Genomic DNA, 19,765 nt, shown 5'->3' on the forward strand with positions numbered 1-19,765 from the left:
TAACCGTCGGCGGAATGTGTTTCACGTGAAACACAAACGTCGCGACCAAGCGGTGCATGTTTCACGTGAAACACGAAAAGCAGGGGAATTTCGTCCCGATTGCCGCATGGCCGAACTGCGGTGTAGCCGCGCGACTTATAATTCCGCTTCTCCAATTTTTGATGCCTCCATGCGAGGAGGAAGCCATGCTGTATCCAATTGAATTCGATGTGATCGTGGTGGGCGGCGGACACGCCGGCACCGAGGCCGCGCTGGCGGCAGCGCGCATGGGGTGTCAGACCCTGCTGCTGACGCACAACATCGAGACGCTGGGGCAGATGAGCTGCAATCCGTCCATCGGAGGCATCGGCAAGGGCCATCTGGTCAAGGAAGTGGACGCCTTGGGCGGGGCCATGGCCATCGCGACGGACGAGGGCGGCATCCAGTTCCGTATCCTCAATTCCAGCAAGGGCCCGGCGGTGCGGGCGACGCGCGCCCAGGCAGACCGCGTGCTGTACAAGGCGGCGATCCGTCATCGCCTCGAAAACCAGCCGAACCTGATGTTGTTCCAGCAGGCCGTGGAAGACCTGCTTGTTGAAGGAGATCGTGTCGTCGGGGCGGTGACGCAGGTCGGCGTGCAGTTTCGCGCACGTGCTGTCGTGCTGACGGCCGGGACGTTCCTGGATGGCAAGATCCACGTCGGACTGAATAACTACACGGGCGGGCGTGCGGGCGACCCCGCCGCGGTATCGCTGTCGGCGCGTTTGAAGGAATTGAAGCTGCCGCAAGGGCGCCTCAAGACCGGTACGCCGCCGCGCATCGATGGCCGGTCCATCGATTTTTCGGTGCTCCAAGAGCAACCGGGCGATCTCGACCCGGTGCCGGTGTTCTCGTTCATGGGCCGCGCGGACATGCATCCGCGCCAAGTGCCATGCTGGGTGACGCACACCAACGAGCGCACGCACGACATCATCCGCGCCGGGCTGGACCGCTCCCCGATGTACACGGGCGTGATCGAAGGGGTGGGACCGCGCTACTGCCCCAGCATCGAAGACAAGATCCACCGCTTTGCCAGCAAGGACAGCCACCAGATTTTCCTGGAGCCGGAAGGTCTGACGACGAACGAGTTTTACCCGAATGGCGTGTCGACCAGCCTGCCGTTTGATGTGCAGCTGGACCTGATCCACTCGATGCGCGGGCTGGAAAACGCCCACATCCTGCGGCCCGGTTACGCCATCGAGTACGACTACTTCGATCCGCGCGGGCTCAAGGCTTCGCTGGAATCGAAGGCGATTTCCGGTCTGTTCTTCGCCGGCCAGATCAACGGGACAACCGGTTACGAAGAGGCTGCGGCGCAAGGCCTGCTGGCGGGTATCAACGCCGGCCTGCAAGTGCAGGGCAAGGATGCTTGGACGCCTCGGCGCGATCAGGCTTATCTGGGCGTGCTCGTCGACGATCTCATCACCCGGGGCGTGACCGAGCCGTATCGTATGTTCACCAGCCGGGCCGAGTTCCGCCTCAGCCTGCGTGAAGACAACGCCGACATGCGCCTGACCGAAGTCGGCCGCGCATTGGGCGTCGTCGACGATGCGCGCTGGGATGCGTTCAACCGGAAGCGTGACGCTGTTTCACGTGAAACAGAGCGTCTCAAGTCGACCTGGGTGAATTCGGCCACGCTTCCGTTGGAAGATGCTGAGCCGGTGCTGGGCAAGGGCATTGAGCGTGAGTACGCCTTGGCCGACTTGCTGCGCCGCCCGAACGTGACGTACGAAACGCTCATGGGTATGCAGGGCGGCAAGTACGCGCTCGAATCGCCCTTGGCTGAAGACCCGTTGCTGGCCGAGCAGATCCGCGAGCAGGTCGAGATCGGCATCAAATACCACGGATACATCGCCCGGCAAGCCGATGAAGTCGAGCGCCTCGGTGCAAACGAAAACACACGTCTGCCGGCCGATTTCGATTATTCGCAGGTGCGCGGCCTGTCGATCGAGGTCCAGCAAAAGCTTGCCAAGCACAAGCCGGAAACCATCGGGCAGGCTTCGCGTATCTCCGGCATCACGCCGGCCGCCGTGTCACTGCTGCTTGTGCATTTGAAGAAGGGCGTGCTGCGTGGCCAAGTCGGCCCGCGCGCCAGTGCAGAAGGTGAGGCCGCTTGATGGCGAATGCACTGACAGACGCCCGGGCAGAGCTGGAGGCCGGCGCGCGTGCGCTTGGGTTGTCGCTGGATGAAGCGCAAGTCGACCGTTTACTGGCGTACCAGGGCCTGCTGGCCAAATGGAACCGCGTCTATAACCTGACCGCCATTCGTGATGCCGGCGACATGCTGACGCATCACCTGCTGGATTCGCTGTCGGCCGTATCGCGCATCGCCGAGCTGGCCCGCCGTGCGCAACCCGACGCACCGCGCGTGCTGGACGTCGGTGCGGGCGGCGGCCTGCCGGGCATTCCGCTCGCCATCGCCTTTCCGGATGTCAGCGTCACGATGGTCGACATCGTGCAGAAAAAGACCGCCTTCCTGACGCAGTGCCGCGCCGAGCTTGGCCTGACCAACGCTCAGTCGCATTGGGGCCACGTGGAAAAGCTGACCGATGCCACCGGCTATGGCGTCATCACCTCGCGCGCCTTTGCCGAACTGGTCGATTTTGTGAATCTGGCCGGGCATCTGCTGGCCCCGGGTGGCCGCATGGTCGCCATGAAGGGCGTGCGCCCGGATGCCGAAATCGATCGTCTGCCCGCCGGCTGGGCCGTCGAGTCCATCGAGCGCCTGACCGTGCCAGGGCTGCCGGCCGAGCGTCACTTGGTCATCCTCGCGCCGTCGGCGTGAGCGAATGTTGTAGCGAGCCATTCACCGCAGAGGAGTCATGTCGAATATTTTCGTGATCGCCAACCAGAAGGGTGGGGTCGGCAAGACCACCACCACGGTGAATCTCGCGGCCGGGCTGGCCGCGCAAGGGCAGCGCGTGCTGCTGGTCGACCTCGACCCGCAGGGCAATGCCTCGATGGGCTCGGGCATCGATAAGCACACGCTGGAATTCAGTGTCTACCAGGTCCTTGTCGGGCTTGCGACGATTCCGCAGGCACGCCAGCGCTCGGAGGCGGGGCGCTACGACGTCCTGCCCGCCAACCGCGACCTTGCCGGCGCCGAAGTCGAACTGGTCGATCTGGAACATCGCGAAAACCGCCTCAAGCTTGCGCTCGCCGAGGTGGAAGCCGACTACGACTTCGTCCTCATCGACTGCCCGCCGTCGCTGTCGCTGCTGACGCTCAACGGCCTGTGCGCCGCGCATGGCGTGGTCGTGCCGATGCAGTGCGAGTACTTCGCGCTCGAAGGCTTGTCGGATCTCGTCAACACCATCAAGCAGGTGCACGCCAACCTGAACCGCGACCTCAAGGTGATCGGGCTGTTGCGCGTGATGTTCGACCCGCGCGTGACGCTGCAGCAGCAGGTCTCGGCGCAGCTCGAATCGCACTTCGGCGACAAGGTGTTCAAGACGGTCATCCCGCGCAACGTGCGTCTGGCCGAGGCGCCGTCGTACGGCATGCCTGGCGTGGCGTTTGACGTGGCATCGAAGGGGGCAAAGGCCTATCTGGATTTCGGCGCCGAGATGATCGCGCGCGTGCGGCAGATGGCCGACATGCCGGCCTGAGCAGCAAGAGGAACAACATGAGCACGATGAAGAAAAAGGGACTGGGCCGCGGCCTCGAAGCGCTGCTCGGCAGCCCGGCCGAGATTGTCGAAGCCGCCAAGCAGGAGGGCGCGCCGACGGTCCTGAAGCTGGAGCAGATGCAGCCCGGCAAATATCAGCCGCGCACGCGCATGGACGAAGGCGCGCTGCAGGAGCTTGCGGCGAGCATCCGCGCCCAAGGTCTGATGCAGCCGATTCTGGTGCGCAAGGTCGAGTCCGACGGCGCGAAACCGAAGTACGAAATCATCGCGGGCGAGCGCCGCTTCCGCGCCTCGCGCCTCGCCGGCCTGACCGAAGTGCCCGTCCTCGTGAAGGACGTGCCGGATGAATCGGCCGCCGCCATGGCGCTGATCGAAAACATCCAGCGCGAAGACCTCAACCCGCTGGAAGAAGCGCAGGGCATCGCGCGCCTGGTGCGGGAATTCCAGTTCACACACGAGCAGGCGGCGGAATCGGTCGGGCGTTCACGCAGCGCGGTCTCGAACCTGCTGCGCCTGTTAAATCTCGCTCAGCCCGTGCAGACCATGCTGATGGCCGGCGACCTCGATATGGGCCACGCCCGCGCGCTGCTCGCCGTCGACGGTGCGACGCAGATCACATTGGCGAACCAGATCGTCAACAAGCGCCTGTCGGTGCGCGAGACGGAAAAGCTGGTGGCGTCGACGCTCAAGCCGTTCGAGCTGAAATCGCTGAAGCAGAAGGGCGGGCACCAAGGTGGCCGCGACGTGGCGCGCCTCGAAGAAGAACTGGCCGACCAGCTCGGCTTGGGTGTGCAGATCAAGCTGGCGGCCAAGGGACGCGGTCAGCTGACCGTGCAGTTCAGCAGCCTTGATGAGTTTGATGGGCTGCTGGCGCGCCTGCGTCCTGACGCCGGCGAAGAAGCTGCCTGAGGCGATCTGCGACAGTTTGACGCAGGCGCCGGAGTCCCCGCCGCTGCGCCATTTGCGGGCGCCGACTCGCACGGAATTGGTGCGATTACCTCGAACGTCATCGACGCTAGGCGCTACCGACACCATCATGGAATCAACCGGGCGCCGCTCCATCAGGCGGATTCGGTGCCCCGGTAGCAGCACCGCATTGCGCGCGCCGAACGGAACAGGATCGCGCGAAGTGCTGTCGAAGGCGCCCGCACGAGCGTTCGCTTGTGCGTTGACTGGCGAACGCCATGTCCCGTAAAATCGTGCGGTTTTAAATCCGCCTGACCCAAAGCGGTGCGGCATGATGAAAGCACATTCTTCCATGCAGCCAGCTGACCGGCAACGGCCCGATTCTTACGCTTCGTTGAAAGCCGCCCGGCCTCAGTCGGTGCAGGATCCGAAGCACGACAGTTGGGACGATGAGGAGCAGGCGGAGCCGCCGGTGCATGTGCTCTCGCATGACGAAGCGGTCGCCCTGTTTGGCGAGCAGGCTGTGCAGGCCTCGCGTATCACGCCCTTTTCCATCGTGCTCGGCCAGCTGGCCATCACACTGTTGTGTGCGCTCGGTTGGTATGTCGGCAGTTGGTTCGCGGGCACGGGCGCTGCGTCAGCTGCCGAGGCCGGATTGTCGGCGCTGCTGGGCGGCGGCGTATGCGTGGTGCCTTCGGCATGGTTCGCGATGCGGCTGTCGACGGCCAAGGGGTTCGAATCCATCGCCCGCCTCGTGGTGGGCGAAGCGATCAAGGTGCTTGGCACGGTCGCGCTGCTGGTGATTGTGGTGGTGGTGTTCAAGGGCCTGCATTGGCCGCCCTTGCTGATCACCCTGATCCTGGCGCTCAAGATGTATTGGGTCGGTCTCGCGCTGCGATAGCGCGTTGAGGCGGCTCCAGCCCACCGCGACATGGCGGGCACACTGGTGTGTTGGCATACCGCAAGGACCTGAGGCAGGAGAAGCCCGGTTCATTGCGCTGACACCCCGCAAGAATAAGGTGGCGCGTTTCAGCCGCGTGCAGTCCGCGATCTCCAGGAGACACCTGGCTGAATCGGGCGCGGGTCGGAACGGATCACGAAGAATGTTTCGCAATATTGGACTGAATCATCATGGCAACTGAAGTCGCAGAAGCCGCCGGCCACGCCGCCGAGCACGCTCTCACGCCTTCCGCGTATATCGCGGAGCATTTGCAGAATTTCAATAGCATCGGCGGCAAACAGGCCTCCGTCGTCGACTTCTCCGTCATCAACTGGGACACGATGTTCTGGTCCGTGTTGATGGGCCTGATCGGCATCATCTTCCTGGGCATCGCTGCACGTCGCGTTACCGCCGGCGTTCCGGGGCGCTTCCAGGCTTTCGTTGAACTCGTCGTCGAGATGGTCGATGATCAAGCCAAGGGCATCATCCACGGCGATCGTTCCTGGATCGCTCCGCTGGCGCTGATGGTCTTCGTGTGGGTCACGCTGATGAACGCCGTCGACTTGATCCCGGTGGACTGGGTCACGGGCGTCAACCACCTCCTCGGTACCTTCGGTGTGCACGTGCCGCACCACCGCGCGGTGGCCACGGCCGATCTGAACGGTACGTTCGGCATGTCGTTCGCCGTGCTGATCCTGATGATTTACTACAGCTTCAAGATCAAGGGCACGGGCGGCTTCGCGCACGAGCTGCTGTCGGCCCCGTTCGGCGCCAAGTGGTATCTCGCGCCGTTCAACCTGATCCTCAACATCATTGAATTCCTCGCCAAGGCTGTGTCGCTGGGCATGCGGTTGTTCGGCAACATGTACGCGGGCGAACTGGTGTTCCTGCTGATCGCGCTGCTTGGCTCGGTCTGGACGTTCGGTGCTGACACGTCGGCGCTGGGTTTCGTGGGTCACGTGGTGGCTGGCGCAGTGTGGGCGATCTTCCACATCCTGATCGTGCTGCTGCAAGCCTTCATCTTCATGATGCTGACGCTGGTGTATATCGGCCAAGCACATGAGCACCACTAAGTAGTTGCGGTTCAGGTTCTCCGGTTCCGTTTGATTTTTCCAAGTTCTCAAGTTCTTAGTCTTTCACGTAAAAGGGAGTCATCATGCAAGCATTTCTCGCCAACATCCAAGGTCTGACCGCCATCGGTATCGGCATCATCATCGGCCTGGGTGCTATCGGCGCCTGCCTCGGCATCGCACTGATGGGCGGCAAGTACATCGAAGCCTGCGCACGTCAGCCTGAACTGATGAACCCGCTGCAAACGAAGATGTTCCTGCTGGCTGGCCTGATCGACGCGGCATTCCTGATCGGTGTTGGTGTGGCCATGCTGTTCGCGTTCGCCAACCCGCTGCTGTCGGTCATCAAGTAATTCTTTTCGGTCTGCATGATGCCGGAGGCGGCCTGGGTGAACGCTCCGCGTGACCCTCGCCGCTTCGTGCATTGATCCGTAGTCTCAATACCGAAAGGAACACACCATGAACCTGAACGCCACACTCGTCGCGCAGATGGTCGTGTTCTTCATCCTGTGGTGGGTTGTTGCCAAATTCATTTGGCCGCCCCTGGTGAAGGCGCTCGACGAACGCGCGAAGAAAATCGCCGATGGCCTGGCCGCTGCCGATAAGGGCAAGGCTGAGCTGGAGCTGGCCAACAAGCGGGTCGAGCAGGCACTGACCGAAGCGCGCAATGAAGGCGCGCAACGCATCGCGGACGCTGAAAAGCGTGCCCAGATGAGCGCCGAAGAGATCAAGCAAAACGCCCAAGCCGAAGCCGCGCGCATCATCGCGCAAGCCAAGGCCGAAGCCGAGCAGCAAACCGTGCGCGCGCGTGAATCGCTGCGTGACCAGGTTGCCACGCTGGCCGTCAAGGGTGCCGAGCAGATCCTCAAGCGTGAAGTCAATGCGCAGGTCCACGCCGATCTGCTCAATCAACTCAAGGCTGAGCTGTAATCATGGCAGAACTCGCAACCGTTGCCCGTCCGTACGCAGAGGCGCTGTTCCGCGTGGCGAAGGCCGGCAATCTGGGTGCATGGTCTGAGCTTGTGTCGGAAATGGGGCAAATTGCCGCCGTGCCTGACATGAAGGCAATCGCCGATGATCCGAAGCTCTCCAAAGCCGATGTGGCGGGGATCTTCCTGTCGGCGCTGAAATCTCCGGTTTCGCATGAGGCGAAGGAACTGGTTGGCCTGCTGGTGGCCAACAAGCGCCTGTCGCTGCTGCCGGAAATTGCCGCGCAATTCCATGTGCTGCGGAATGCCAGCGAAGGCGCCGCCGACGTCGAGATCACCAGTGCGTTCCCGCTTGAGGGCGCGCCCCTGACCGAACTGGTCGCCACGCTCGAACGCAAGTTCGGCAAGAAGCTGCAGGCTCACGTGAGCGTCGATCCTTCGTTGATCGGCGGCGTGCGTGTGCAGATTGGCGACGAAGTGCTCGACACCTCGGTGCGCGCGCGCCTGACGCAGATGCAGTCTGCGCTGACCGCCGCGTAATGCTGTTTCGCGAGGCGCCGATGCAATCGACGATATCGCGCCCGCAGACAGATTGAAGAATTAGGAGCATTCGATGCAACTGAACCCCTCCGAGATCAGCGACCTGATCAAGACCCGTATCGAGGGCTTGAAGGCTGGCGCTGACGCAAAGAACACCGGCACGGTCATCTCCGTGACGGACGGTATCTGCCGCATTCATGGCCTGTCGGGCGTGATGCAAGGCGAAATGCTGGAATTCCCGGGCAACACGTTCGGCCTCGCGCTGAACCTCGAGCGCGACTCCGTCGGCGCTGTGGTGCTGGGTGAGTACGAGCACATTTCCGAAGGCGACGAAGTCAAGTGCACGGGCCGCATTCTGGAAGTGCCGGTTGGCCCGGAACTGCTGGGCCGCGTGGTCAACGCACTGGGCCAGCCGATCGACGGCAAGGGCCCGATCAACGCCAAGAAGACGGACGTGATCGAAAAGGTCGCTCCGGGCGTGATCGCACGTCAATCGGTGAGCCAGCCGGTGCAGACCGGCCTGAAGTCGATCGACGCAATGGTGCCGATCGGCCGTGGCCAGCGTGAGCTGATCATCGGCGACCGCCAGACCGGCAAGACCGCTGTTGCAGTCGACGCCATCATCAACCAGAAGGGCAAGGGCATCTTCTGCGTGTACGTGGCAATCGGCCAGAAGGCTTCGACGATCGCCAACGTGGTGCGCAAGCTCGAAGAGCACGGCGCGCTGGAATACACGATCGTGGTGGCTGCTGCCGCTTCGGACTCCGCTGCCATGCAGTACCTGTCGGCCTACGCCGGCTGCACGATGGGCGAATACTTCCGCGACCGCGGCGAAGACGCCCTGATCGTGTATGACGATCTGACCAAGCAAGCTTGGGCGTACCGTCAGGTTTCGCTGCTGCTGCGCCGCCCGCCTGGCCGTGAAGCTTATCCGGGTGACGTGTTCTACCTGCACTCGCGTCTGCTGGAGCGCGCTGCACGTGTGAACGCCGATCACATCGAGAAGATCACCAACGGTGAAGTCAAGGGCAAGACCGGTTCGCTGACCGCACTGCCCGTGATCGAAACGCAGGCCGGCGACGTGTCCGCCTTCGTTCCGACCAACGTGATCTCGATTACCGACGGCCAGATCTTCCTGGAAACCGACCTGTTCAACGCCGGTGTGCGCCCCGCAATCAACGCCGGTATTTCGGTGTCGCGTGTGGGTGGTGCTGCTCAGACCAAGGTCATCAAGAAGCTGTCGGGCGGTATCCGTACCGACTTGGCTCAGTATCGTGAACTGGCTGCGTTCGCGCAGTTTGCTTCCGACCTGGACGAAGCGACCCGCAAGCAGCTCGAGCGCGGCCGCCGCGTGACCGAACTGCTCAAGCAGCCGCAATACCAGCCGCTGCAAGTGTGGCAGCTGGCCGCGTCGCTGTACGCAGCCAACAACGGCTTCCTCGACAACGTGGACGTGAAGGACATCCTGGCTTTCGAAAAGGGCCTGCACGACACGCTGAAGACGAAGTACGCCGATCTCATCAACCGCATCGAAGATACGAAGGATCTGTCGAAGGAAGATGAGGCCGCCCTGCGTGCCGCGATCGAGGATTTCAAGAAGTCCGCCGCGTTCTAACCGCGTCATTCCCGAAACTGGTCACGCGTAGCCTGCGTGACCAGGTTTGAACGGAGAGGAAGAAATGGCCGGAACAAAAGAAATCCGCACCAAGATCAAGAGCGTGCAGAACACGCGCAAGATCACCAAGGCGATGGAAATGGTCGCCGCATCCAAGATGCGCAAGGCGCAGGAACGGATGCGTGCTGCCCGCCCGTACGCCGAGAAGATCCGCAACGTGGCTGCGCACATGGCACTGGCCAATCCGGAGTACAAGCACCCGTTCATGGTGGCGCGCGACATCAAGCGTGCCGGCCTGATCGTGGTGACGACGGACAAGGGCCTGTGCGGTGGCTTGAACACCAACGTGCTGCGTGCCGTCACCACCCAACTGCGCGATCTGCAGAACAAGGGCGTTGAGACGCAAACCACCGCCATCGGTACCAAGGGCATGCAGTTCCTGGGCCGCGTCGGTGCCAAGGTCGTCTCGAACGTCGTGCATCTGGGCGACACGCCGCATCTGGAAAAGCTGATCGGTGCGATCAAGGTGCAGCTGGACGCGTTCAACGCAGGCCAGATCGATGCCGTGTACCTGGCGTACACCCGCTTCATCAACACGATGAAGCAGGAGCCGGTGGTCGAGCAGCTGCTGCCGCTGACCGCCGACAAGCTCGCGCAGACCGACGCCGAGAAGCAGGCCTACTCGTGGGACTACATCTACGAGCCGGACGCGCAAACGGTGGTCGACGAGCTGCTGATCCGCTACGTCGAGGCGCTGGTGTACCAGGCGGTGGCCGAGAACATGGCGTCCGAGCAATCGGCCCGGATGGTGGCGATGAAGGCGGCTTCGGACAACGCGAAGAACGTGATCGGCGAACTGCAACTGGTCTACAACAAGACCCGTCAGGCAGCGATCACGAAGGAACTGTCCGAGATCGTCAGCGGCGCAGCTGCAGTCTGATAGCCACGGCAAAGAATCAAGTTATTGGAGATACAAATGAGTATCGCAAACGGAAATATCGTGCAGTGCATCGGCGCCGTGGTGGACATTCAGTTCCCGCGCGACGCGATGCCGAAGGTCTACGAAGCGCTGGTGCTGGACGACAGCAACGACGCTTCGTTCGCCGAGAAGGGCCTGACCTTCGAAGTGCAACAACAGCTGGGCGACGGCGTGGTGCGTACCATTGCGCTGGGTTCGTCCGACGGCCTGCGTCGCGGCATGCGCGTGGCGACCACCGGTGCGCCGATCTCGGTGCCGGTCGGTCACGGCACGCTGGGCCGCATCATGGATGTGCTGGGTCGTCCGATTGACGAAGCTGGCCCGATCGCCTGCGACGAAAAGCGCGCGATTCACCAGAAGGCCCCGAAGTTCGACGAGCTGTCGCCGTCGGTGGACCTGCTGGAAACCGGCATCAAGGTGATCGACCTGGTCTGCCCGTTCGCCAAGGGCGGTAAGGTGGGTCTGTTCGGTGGTGCCGGCGTCGGCAAGACCGTGAACATGATGGAGCTGATCAACAACATCGCCAAGCAGCACTCGGGCTTGTCGGTGTTTGCTGGCGTGGGCGAGCGTACCCGTGAGGGCAACGACTTCTACCACGAAATGAAGGACTCCAACGTGCTCGACAAGGTGGCCATGGTGTTCGGCCAGATGAACGAGCCGCCAGGCAACCGTCTGCGCGTGGCGCTGACCGGCCTGACGATGGCCGAGCGCTTCCGCGACGAAGGCCGTGACATCCTGTTCTTCGTCGACAACATCTACCGCTACACGCTGGCCGGTACCGAAGTGTCGGCACTGCTGGGCCGTATGCCTTCCGCCGTGGGCTATCAGCCGACGCTGGCTGAAGAAATGGGCAAGCTGCAGGAACGTATTACGTCGACCAAGACCGGCTCGATCACGTCGATCCAGGCCGTGTACGTGCCTGCCGATGACTTGACCGACCCGTCGCCGGCAACGACCTTCCTGCACCTGGACTCGACCGTTGTGCTGTCGCGTGACATCGCTGCACTGGGTATCTACCCCGCAGTGGATCCGCTCGACTCGACGTCGCGCCAGCTCGACCCGCAAGTGGTCGGCCAGGAGCACTACGAAGTCGCCGACCGCGTGAAGAAGACGCTGCAGCGCTACAAGGAACTGCGCGACATCATCGCGATTCTGGGCATGGACGAACTGTCGCCGGAAGACAAGCTGGCTGTGGGCCGCGCCCGTAAGATCCAGCGTTTCCTGTCGCAGCCGTTCCACGTTGCGGAAGTGTTCACGGGTTCGCCGGGCAAGTACGTGCCGCTGAAGGAAACCATCCGCGGCTTCAAGATGCTGGTGGACGGCGAGTGCGATCACCTGCCGGAACAGGCGTTCTACATGGTCGGCTCGATCGACGAAGCCTTCGAGAAGGCCAAGAAGCTCCAGTAAGAGCAACGTCTGGCACCGTGCGTAAGCCGGCGCCAGTACTGGCTTCCTGAAGCCCCTTCAGGAAGCCGCTTTTCTGAGCAAAGGAATCGAGATGGCAACCATTCATGTAGACGTCGTCAGCGCCGAGCACGAGATCTTCTCCGGCAATGCCAAGTTCGTGGCGCTGCCTGGTGAAGCCGGCGAGCTGGGCATTCTGCCCGGCCACACGCCGCTGATCACGCGCATCAAGCCGGGCGCCGTGCGCATCGAGAAGGAAGATGGCGGCGAAGAGTTCGTCTTCGTTGCCGGTGGCATTCTCGAAGTGCAGCCGAAGAAGGTGACCGTGCTGGCCGATACCGCAATCCGCGGTCACGATCTGGACGAAGCCAAGGCGAACGAAGCCAAGCGTGCGGCCGAAGAGGCGCTGCAGAACCAAAGCAGCGACCTGGATCTGGCCCGTGCGCAAAGTGAACTGGCCGTGGCCGCTGCGCAGTTGGCGGCGATCGCGCGCCTGCGTCGCAAGCGCTAAGGCAAGTATGTGCCGGCGGGTGTCATTGGCCGGCGCAGACGAAAAAAGCAGCCCCGAAGGGCTGCTTTTTTTTTGCCTATGAACGGGCGAGGCGCCTGCTCAGCGGTGCTCGCCTTCGCGCTTCTCTTCACCGCGATTGCCTTGCGGATGCGGTTGGCTTTCGTGGTGCTCCTGGCGAGGCGGCTGCGTCTGAGGTTGAGGCGGGCGCGCTTCAGGCGGACGCGGTTGGGGCTGCGGTTGCGGCGGGCGCATCTCAACGTGCGGTTGCGGTGCAGGACGCGGTGCTTCCATGCGGGGTTCCGGTCGGCGCTGCTCCGGCTCGCGGGGCACGCGCATCTGCGGCGGCTCGTTGTGCGGGCGCTCCTGCAGGGTCGCCGCCGGGTTGCCGTTGAAACGATTCGGCTCCTGGCCACCGCGCTGCGGTTGAAGCTGAGGCTGAGGTTGCGGCGCTTGCGGCAGTTGGGGGCGCGGCTCAAAGGCATGACGTTCGTCACGCGGCGCACCCGGTGCGCCCTCACGCTGCGGTGGGCGTGTCGTCATGCCGGCCGGGCCTTGCGGTGCCTGCGCGGTCTGCGGTTGGGCAGGGCGCTCCTGCGGTGCAGCGGCGCCCGGCTGCGGGCGCGGACGATTGATCGAGCCCGGTGCCATCAGCGCCTGCGGAGCCGGTCCCGGCTGGCCGCCGTGCTGTGGCTGCCCACCTTGCGGGTTCGGGGAGCCGATCAAACCTTGTGGCCCGTTCGCACCGTGCTGCTCCGGCGGTCGGCCAGACTCGCCGCCGGCGCGTGCAGGCCCACTCTGCCCATTCTGCGCGGCGCGACTCAAACGGAGCCCCGCTGCCTGCGCAGCTATGGGAGCGGGCGGCATTCCGGCACTGGCTTGACCTCGCACGGGCGCGATGCGGGGGCTCACGTTGCCGCCCGTCCAGGCCGGGCCAGCGCCCGGCAGCGCACCGCCTTGGGAGCGGAACCGCTCTGCCAACGCATCGTGCCCGCCCGCCGGTGCGGCGGGTGCGCGTACCGCGATCGCCTGACGCGCAAACACCTGCTGCGGCGGCAACTGATGCGGCCCGCCGTTGGCTGCAGCGCCCACGAGGCTGGCGCGCACCGGGGCCAGCGCCGGTGTCGAAACAAACTGCGCATGCGCCATCTGCGCGCGCAATTGCTCGGGTCGCAGATGCGTCATCGCGGGGCCGACTGGCTGGCCGTTGACGAACGTCTTGGCAGGCACGGCCGTCAGCGCGGCGGGGTTGTTGGCGTTGACGTACGTCACCCGATTCACGTTTCGGATGTTGGTCACGTTGGTGTTGTTGATGATCGTCTTGTTGACCGTGACGTTGTTCACCACCACCGTGCGGTTGATGTTCGTTACGTAGGTCGGGCTGGCCGCATACACAGGGCGATACGCTTCGCCCGGAGCGAGCGGGAACCACGCCACACCCGGCGAGCCGATCGAGATGTTGATCCCCCAGCTCACTCCGCCGCCGCCTCCGCCGCCCACGAAACCGACCAGCGCCGGCGCATACACCGGCCGCGGCACCACCGGCCCCGGCACCCAGCACCACGTCGTGCCGACGTACGCCCAGCGGCCGTAGTGGAAGGGGGCGAACCCCCACGGCGCGTCATCGACCCACGTCCAGCCCCACGGCGCCACCCAGGCCCAGTGACCCGTGCGATACGGTGCCCAGCCGGCGGGCACCGCGCGCGGTACCCACACCGCGCCGTAGCCGTCTTCTTCACGCCACGTGCCGTTGTCGTCGAGGGCTTCGTAACCGGTCATTTCGCGGCCGACGTAGCGGGCGGACACGGAAGCGTCTTCGCGGGCGTCGCGCGATTCGGCCCAGCGGTCGAAGGCGTCGCGGCCCGGGTTGTCGGTGCCGCCCACTTCGGCGAGGTCCGTGCCGCCAAAACGGATTTGCTGCCCGGCGTCCAGCGGCGTGGAGCGGTCATCGCCGTAGGCCGTGCCCTGACCACGCCAGACGGTCACGGTCGTGCTTGAGCCGTCGGGTGCGACGTCGAGACGGTATTCGCCCGGCGCCTGGGGCGTGAACGCCAGGTTCGGCGTATCGATCTCGATGGTCTGGTCGGGCGGCAGCGAGCGTACGCGAACCGACAGCGCGCCTTGTGTGAGCTTCACTTGCGTATTGCGGTCGTCCAGGTCGACGAGCGTGGCGCCGGTGTTTTGGCCCAGGCGCAGCGCGGTTGAGCCGACATGGAGTTCGCTGTGGCTGCCTTGGTCGGACCACAGGCGGTCGCCCGTGGTGAGCGGGCGGTTGAGCGAGGCGCCGGCCCAGTCGTCGGACCCCGCGGGCGCGAAGCTCACCGTGCCCGAAAAGTCCGAGAGCCGCGCCACCCGCGAAGCCGGATCAGCGGCCATCGCGGCTTGCGCACCGCAGACGAGCAATACGGCGGCAACGCCTACGGCGCGCAACACATGCGGCAGCCGCACACCGGAGAGAGCGGAACGACGGGAAGCCTTGGACATGATGAGCCCTCGTTTTTATGGCGGCCTGCGCCGCGTGGATGTCTCCATTTAACGCGTCAGGCGCCGAGGGGTCGACTTGCCTTTGTAAGAGCGTGTTTCTCGAGGAGGCGGCCGAGGATGGATCTGGCAGGCGCGCGAATTGCGCAGGCAAAAAAAAGCGCGCGGGCCGGGGAGCACCGCGCGGACGGGAAATCCCTTCGAGGGGTCAATTCGAAAGGAGGGGGTAACTTTGCACCGGGAGCTGTGTCGTCACGAGCGCGCTGGGCGGATGGGTCATCCAGGACCGGATCTGGCGCACAACATTTGGACACAAACGCTGAGGTGCGAAGGCATTGTGGGTGAGGGGGTGGCCCTGAGGCGTAACAAAGTGTGTCGGATTGCAATCGAATGCAAGCGCTGTAAAGGTCGCTCTGTGTGAGCCCAAAATCGCTTCACAGACGTTTTCAGGGAACGCCTGCTGCACCTGCACAGTCCCACCGGTTTGCCGCTCAGGCAGACTGGGCTTGGAAAACGGCGAACCAGCGGTGTGTGTCCTAGTCTGGGGTGTCGGGTTGATAGGAGGGAGGCATGCACAGGCATGCGATGCACCATGTGTTGCAGAAGTCGGTGAGCGCGGGCGTTTTTGTTACCTTGATGGGGGCACTTGGCGGGGTCGGAGCCGCACAGGGCGGCACTGAAGCGGCCGCTGCTGCGCCTGTCCCCTCTGCGAGTGCGCCGCCAGCCTCCGCACCTGTTGCTTCTGCACCAACTGCCCCTCTTGCAAAAACGAAAGAGCAGCACGAGCGACTGGCCGGCAGTTTCTGGCAGGGCACGGTAGGCAAGGGCCCAGACGGCCCCGGCTGGAACGTCTGGCTGAACGTGTACGACGCACCTCCCAAAGAGCAGGACAAAGACAAAGACCCGGTGGCCGACACGCTCACCGGCGAAGCCTACGATGATCGTCCCCAGGGCCGCGCCTTCTGGACTGTCGAAGGCCGCAACGCGCCCGAACGTCGCTTCGTGTGGCGCGAGCGCGCAGAAGCGCTCGATGCGGCTGGCCAGCCCGTCGTGCGCGAAGGCGGGACGCTCTCCGGTGCGCTCTCAAGCGACGGTGCCACCGCCACCGGCACCTGGAGCGACGGTGGCCGCAGTCAGCCTTTCACGCTCAAGCGGCTGGCGCGCTATCAGGAGGCCACGGCCGCCTCCGGCCAGGCCAAGCTGACCGAGCGCTATCCGGTGACGGGCGACGCGGCCACCGACGCGCTCATCCAATCGCTGCGCGTGCGCAAGTGCGACCAGTTCGACACCGAATGCGTCATCCGCATCAGCGCCGTCGGCCTTGGCGACACCATCAGCCTCTTGCGCATGGTGTGGGCTTACAGCGGCGGCGCGCATGGCAACTACAGCTTCACCGCTGGCAACTGGCGACGCGGCGCGCAAGGCTTTCAGCCGATCGCCCTGGCCGATGTGCTGAACCCCACATCCGCCTGCCTGCAGAGCTTCAATACGCAGATTGTCGATGCGCTCAAGCGCGAAGGCGCGCCCGATGCACCGCGCGGCGCCCTCAAGGAGAAGGACCTGCGTAACGCCGCGTTTCCGTTTACGCTGCAAGGAGACCGCATCGTCGTGCACTACGGGCCGTATGAAGTGGGGCCGTATTCGTCGGGCGCGTTCCGTGCTGCGGTGCGCATCGATGACCTCGGCGCCGCATGCAAGCGGCCCACAACCTGATCGCCACTGCATTGCCAACCATGTCCGCCAATCCTTCCTACGTCGATGAGCAAGCCACCATGCGCCGGCTGTTGTCGGCCAAGACCATTGCCGTGGTCGGGCTGTCGCCGCGTCCGACCCGGCCCAGCTATGACGTGGCGCGCTATCTGCAGCAGGCCGGTTATCGCATCGTGCCGGTCAACCCGCAGCACGCCGGCGAAGACGTGCTCGGCGAGCCCTGCTATGCCACGCTCACCGAAGCCGCAACGACGCTGGCCGCCGCCGGCCAGCGCATCGACCTCGTCGATATCTTTCGCCGCTCGGAACAGGTGCTGCCTGTTGTGCAGGAAGCCGTGACGCTGGGCGTGGGTGGCATCTGGGTGCAGCTCGGCATCGTGAATGACGAGGCGATGGCCGTCGCGCGCAACGCCGGCATTCCGGCCGTGCAGGACCGCTGCACAAAGATTGAGCACTGGCGACTCGGCATCGCCGAGCAAAAATAAAGACCGGCCCCCAAGGCCCTGTGACAAACGCGGCCGCACGGCTTCCCGAAGTATCGAAGGCTTCAAGCCAGCGCGACGCGCTACACTCCGGCGGTCAACGCATCCCGCTTACATCATGGCCGTCGATCCGCAAATCCTGCAGTTCTACCAACGCCTTGCCGAACAGTTCGGCGCCTTGCCGCCTCCTGAAGATGCAGCTGCGCAACGTGCGCGCTTCGAAGCGATTGCGGCTGTGTCCGATCGTCCCGATCCCGACGGCGTTGAAGTTGCAGACCTGAGCCTGCCGCTTGCCGGGCGCACGCTCGACGCCATCGTCTTTCGTCCGAAGGGTGTGGCAACGCCGCGTTTGCTGGTGTGGTTTCACGGCGGCGGATGGGTCGTCGGCGCGCCGCGCACAACGCATCGCATGCTCGCCGCATTGGTGGCGCAAGATACGGGCTGCGCCGCGGTGAGTGTCGATTACCGCCTCGCGCCTGAGCATCCATTTCCCGTGCCGGCCGACGATGCCCGCGACGCGCTGGCGTACCTGGCCGAGCAGCGCGTGCACCTCGGCTTCGATCCAGGCTTCCTGGCGGTTGGCGGCGACAGCGCGGGCGGCCATCTCGCGGTGCAGGCTGCGCAGGGCATGCGTCCTGGCCTCGTCAATGCGCAGTTTCTGCTGTACCCCGTGACCACGCCGGCTTTCGGCAGCGAGAGCTACAACGCGTTTGCACAAGGCCCTGGCCTCACGCGCGATGAAATGCGCTGGTACTGGGAGAAATACATCGGTGCCGAAGCCCTCGCCAAACCGTTCGCCGAACAGGACCCCCGCATCTTCCTGATGGCGCGCGCGCCGGCCTATACGCCGCCCGATACGGTCGTCATCGTGGCGGCGCACGACGTGCTGCGCGACGACGGCCTGCAATACGCCGACTACCTCGTGCAGCACGGCGCGCAGGTCATCACCATCGAGGCGTCGGGCATGACGCACGGCTTTGCGCGTATGCAGTTCGAAGCCGAGCGCGCACGTGAATGGATGCGCCGCGCGGCGCATGCATTCGTCGGGATGATCAGCGAGGAATAAGCGGAGGGCAGGGCTAACGCGTCGGCGTGCGGCGCGGGCGGAACGCGGCAAGCACGCGGCGTGTGACAAACAGCGAGAGGTAATCCTGCACGCGGGCGTCGGCCGCCAATGTGCGCATTGTCTGCATGTACTGCTCGCGGACGAGATCGGCCGGTGCGCCGGTGTCCTGTGCAATCTGGCGGATCTGCTCGTCCTGGTCTGCGATGGCGGTACCCATGTTTGCTTCCCGTCGTGGCTTTGGCAGTGACGCGCGGGGCTGACTTGCGCGGCGAGTGACCACTATAGGAAACGCGTCGGAACAATCCAGCCTTGTTGCAAAGCTTTCAGCAGACCACCTGCGCGGCATCAAAACGGTGCTGTTGCCCGTGCAGACACTGCACCGGCAAAGATCATTTGCCCCAGTTGGCAGGCATGCTCTGCAGGCCGATGGCGGCGCCCGACGTATCGGTCACGCGCGCCAGTTCACGATACGCAATGGCCTGCACGCGCTCGGGCAGCGGCACGAACTTCGCGCGCGCGGCCAGCTCGTCGCCGTGGAAGTAACCCCACGTCAGAAACTTCAGCGCAGCGAGCGTGCGCGGGCCCGACGCGCTGACTGCCGGCACGACGATGAAGGTGCCCATGGTGATCGGCCACGTCTCCGCGCCCGGCAGGTTGACCAGCGGCGCCGTGAAATCGCCTTTGCGGTTCCACGCGCTTTGCATCACGGCCTCGCGGAAGCCGCTCACCTGCGCGCTGACAAAGCGCCCCGCAACATTGCGCAGCTGCACGCCGCTCAGATCGTTGTCGAGGATGTAGTTGTAGTCGACATAGCCGATGGCGCCCGGCGTGGCCTGCACCGCTTTGACCACGTCGCCGCTGCCCTTTGCTGCGGTGAAGCCTGCCGGCCAATTGATCGTCGACTTGGTGCCGTACGCGCTTTTCCAGTCGGCGCTGACGGCGCTCAGGTAATCGGTGAAGTGGTACGTTGTGCCCGAACCGTCGGCGCGCACGACGGGATGGATCTTCAGCTTGGGCAGCGTCACGCCTGGGTTCAGCGCGCGCAGCTCCGGCGCATCCCAGCTCTCGACCTTGCCGAGGAAGATCTGCGCCAGCAGTTCGCCCGTCAATTTGAGCTGACCGCGCGGCACCCCCGGCACGTTCACGAACGGCACCGCACCCGTCACCACCGACGGCACGCAGACGAGGCCGGCCTTGGCGGCCTCCGCGCTGGAGAGCGGCACGTCGGACGCACCGAAATCCACGGCGCCTGCGCGAATGCGCTTCAGGCCTTCCCCCGAGCCCACCGCGTCGTAGCTCAGCGTCACGCCCGACGATGCGGCGTATCCCGCCGCCCAGACGCGATAGACCGGCGCAGCGGCGGTCGAACCCGCGCCGTGCACTTCCGCGCGCGCGAGAACCGGCATGCCCGCAGCCGCAACGGCCAGGGCGAAAACAACGTGCTTGAACATGGGAGACCTGCGGACTGCAGAAGACGCAAAGCGTGGGA

The 19,765-nt window shown here is 64.4% G+C and carries 19 protein-coding genes; 16 read left to right on the forward strand and 3 right to left on the reverse strand.

The window, feature by feature from the left end; all coding sequences use genetic code 11:
* Positions 1–185 precede the first annotated feature (185 nt).
* The 13 genes from mnmG (at position 186) to N511_RS0108200 (ending at position 12,540) form a co-directional block, all read left to right on the forward strand.
* The gene (mnmG, locus tag N511_RS0108140) at positions 186–2,135 is read left to right on the forward strand and encodes a tRNA uridine-5-carboxymethylaminomethyl(34) synthesis enzyme MnmG (RefSeq protein WP_027678842.1); all 1,950 of its coding nucleotides are present in this window, start codon (positions 186–188) and stop codon (positions 2,133–2,135) included.
* Complete coding sequence (rsmG, locus tag N511_RS0108145) at positions 2,135–2,803, forward strand: 16S rRNA (guanine(527)-N(7))-methyltransferase RsmG (protein ID WP_027678843.1); 669 nt, start codon at positions 2,135–2,137, stop codon at positions 2,801–2,803. Before mnmG ends, rsmG begins: the two co-directional genes overlap by 1 nt.
* A 37-nt stretch (positions 2,804–2,840) precedes the next feature.
* Positions 2,841–3,626 (forward strand): ParA family protein, encoded by a 786-nt coding sequence (locus N511_RS0108150; RefSeq protein ID WP_015855941.1) that lies wholly within the window; start codon positions 2,841–2,843, stop codon positions 3,624–3,626.
* A 17-nt stretch (positions 3,627–3,643) separates the two neighbouring features.
* Complete coding sequence (locus N511_RS0108155) at positions 3,644–4,555, forward strand: ParB/RepB/Spo0J family partition protein (RefSeq protein ID WP_027678844.1); 912 nt, start codon at positions 3,644–3,646, stop codon at positions 4,553–4,555.
* Between the two features lie 349 nt (positions 4,556–4,904).
* Positions 4,905–5,453 (forward strand): ATP synthase subunit I, encoded by a 549-nt coding sequence (locus tag N511_RS0108160; RefSeq protein WP_027678845.1) that lies wholly within the window; start codon positions 4,905–4,907, stop codon positions 5,451–5,453.
* A gap of 230 nt (positions 5,454–5,683) precedes the next feature.
* Positions 5,684–6,565, forward strand: a complete 882-nt coding sequence (atpB, locus tag N511_RS0108165; protein ID WP_027678846.1) for a F0F1 ATP synthase subunit A — start codon at positions 5,684–5,686, stop codon at positions 6,563–6,565.
* 83 nt (positions 6,566–6,648) lie between these two features.
* The gene (gene atpE / locus N511_RS0108170) at positions 6,649–6,915 is read left to right on the forward strand and encodes a F0F1 ATP synthase subunit C (RefSeq protein WP_003262709.1); all 267 of its coding nucleotides are present in this window, start codon (positions 6,649–6,651) and stop codon (positions 6,913–6,915) included.
* 106 nt (positions 6,916–7,021) lie between these two features.
* Positions 7,022–7,492, forward strand: coding sequence for a F0F1 ATP synthase subunit B (locus tag N511_RS0108175; RefSeq protein WP_009239554.1), 471 nt, complete (start codon positions 7,022–7,024; stop codon positions 7,490–7,492).
* A 2-nt stretch (positions 7,493–7,494) separates the two neighbouring features.
* Positions 7,495–8,031 carry a F0F1 ATP synthase subunit delta gene (locus N511_RS0108180; RefSeq protein WP_027678847.1) on the forward strand — a complete coding sequence of 179 codons (537 nt, stop codon included), beginning with the start codon at positions 7,495–7,497 and terminating at the stop codon, positions 8,029–8,031.
* Positions 8,032–8,104: 73 nt separating this feature from the next.
* Positions 8,105–9,646, forward strand: coding sequence for a F0F1 ATP synthase subunit alpha (gene atpA, locus N511_RS0108185; RefSeq protein ID WP_009239556.1), 1,542 nt, complete (start codon positions 8,105–8,107; stop codon positions 9,644–9,646).
* 64 nt (positions 9,647–9,710) lie between these two features.
* Positions 9,711–10,586, forward strand: coding sequence for a F0F1 ATP synthase subunit gamma (gene atpG / locus N511_RS0108190; RefSeq protein ID WP_027678848.1), 876 nt, complete (start codon positions 9,711–9,713; stop codon positions 10,584–10,586).
* A gap of 42 nt (positions 10,587–10,628) precedes the next feature.
* Positions 10,629–12,032 carry a F0F1 ATP synthase subunit beta gene (gene atpD, locus N511_RS0108195; protein WP_024977234.1) on the forward strand — a complete coding sequence of 468 codons (1,404 nt, stop codon included), beginning with the start codon at positions 10,629–10,631 and terminating at the stop codon, positions 12,030–12,032.
* Between the two features lie 91 nt (positions 12,033–12,123).
* On the forward strand, positions 12,124–12,540 hold the full coding sequence (locus N511_RS0108200; RefSeq protein WP_027678849.1) for a F0F1 ATP synthase subunit epsilon: 417 nt from the start codon (positions 12,124–12,126) through the stop codon (positions 12,538–12,540).
* 99 nt (positions 12,541–12,639) lie between these two features.
* Here the strand turns inward: N511_RS0108200 and N511_RS0108205 are convergent, their stop codons facing one another.
* Positions 12,640–15,021, reverse strand: coding sequence for a DUF6600 domain-containing protein (locus tag N511_RS0108205; protein WP_027678850.1), 2,382 nt, complete (start codon positions 15,019–15,021; stop codon positions 12,640–12,642).
* Between the two features lie 567 nt (positions 15,022–15,588).
* Here N511_RS0108205 and N511_RS0108210 point away from each other — a divergent pair.
* The 3 genes from N511_RS0108210 to N511_RS0108220 all read left to right on the forward strand — a co-directional run bounded on the left by N511_RS0108210 (position 15,589) and on the right by N511_RS0108220 (position 18,276).
* A complete protein-coding gene (locus N511_RS0108210) occupies positions 15,589–16,731 on the forward strand; it encodes an RsiV family protein (RefSeq protein WP_027678851.1) in 1,143 nt (380 codons plus the stop codon).
* A 20-nt stretch (positions 16,732–16,751) separates the two neighbouring features.
* Positions 16,752–17,213 carry a CoA-binding protein gene (locus tag N511_RS0108215; RefSeq protein WP_027678852.1) on the forward strand — a complete coding sequence of 154 codons (462 nt, stop codon included), beginning with the start codon at positions 16,752–16,754 and terminating at the stop codon, positions 17,211–17,213.
* A gap of 115 nt (positions 17,214–17,328) precedes the next feature.
* Positions 17,329–18,276 (forward strand): alpha/beta hydrolase, encoded by a 948-nt coding sequence (locus N511_RS0108220; protein WP_027678853.1) that lies wholly within the window; start codon positions 17,329–17,331, stop codon positions 18,274–18,276.
* 13 nt (positions 18,277–18,289) lie between these two features.
* Here N511_RS0108220 and N511_RS0108225 read toward each other — a convergent pair whose 3' ends face one another.
* Both N511_RS0108225 and pstS read right to left on the reverse strand, forming a co-directional pair.
* The gene (locus N511_RS0108225) at positions 18,290–18,493 is read right to left on the reverse strand and encodes a DUF3562 domain-containing protein (RefSeq protein ID WP_027678854.1); all 204 of its coding nucleotides are present in this window, start codon (positions 18,491–18,493) and stop codon (positions 18,290–18,292) included.
* Between the two features lie 172 nt (positions 18,494–18,665).
* A complete protein-coding gene (pstS, locus tag N511_RS0108230; RefSeq protein WP_027678855.1) occupies positions 18,666–19,727 on the reverse strand; it encodes a phosphate ABC transporter substrate-binding protein PstS in 1,062 nt (353 codons plus the stop codon).
* Positions 19,728–19,765 lie beyond the last annotated feature (38 nt).

Origin of the sequence: Ralstonia sp. UNC404CL21Col (assembly GCF_000620465.1) — a bacterium.
Lineage (GTDB): Bacteria > Pseudomonadota > Gammaproteobacteria > Burkholderiales > Burkholderiaceae > Ralstonia > Ralstonia flatus.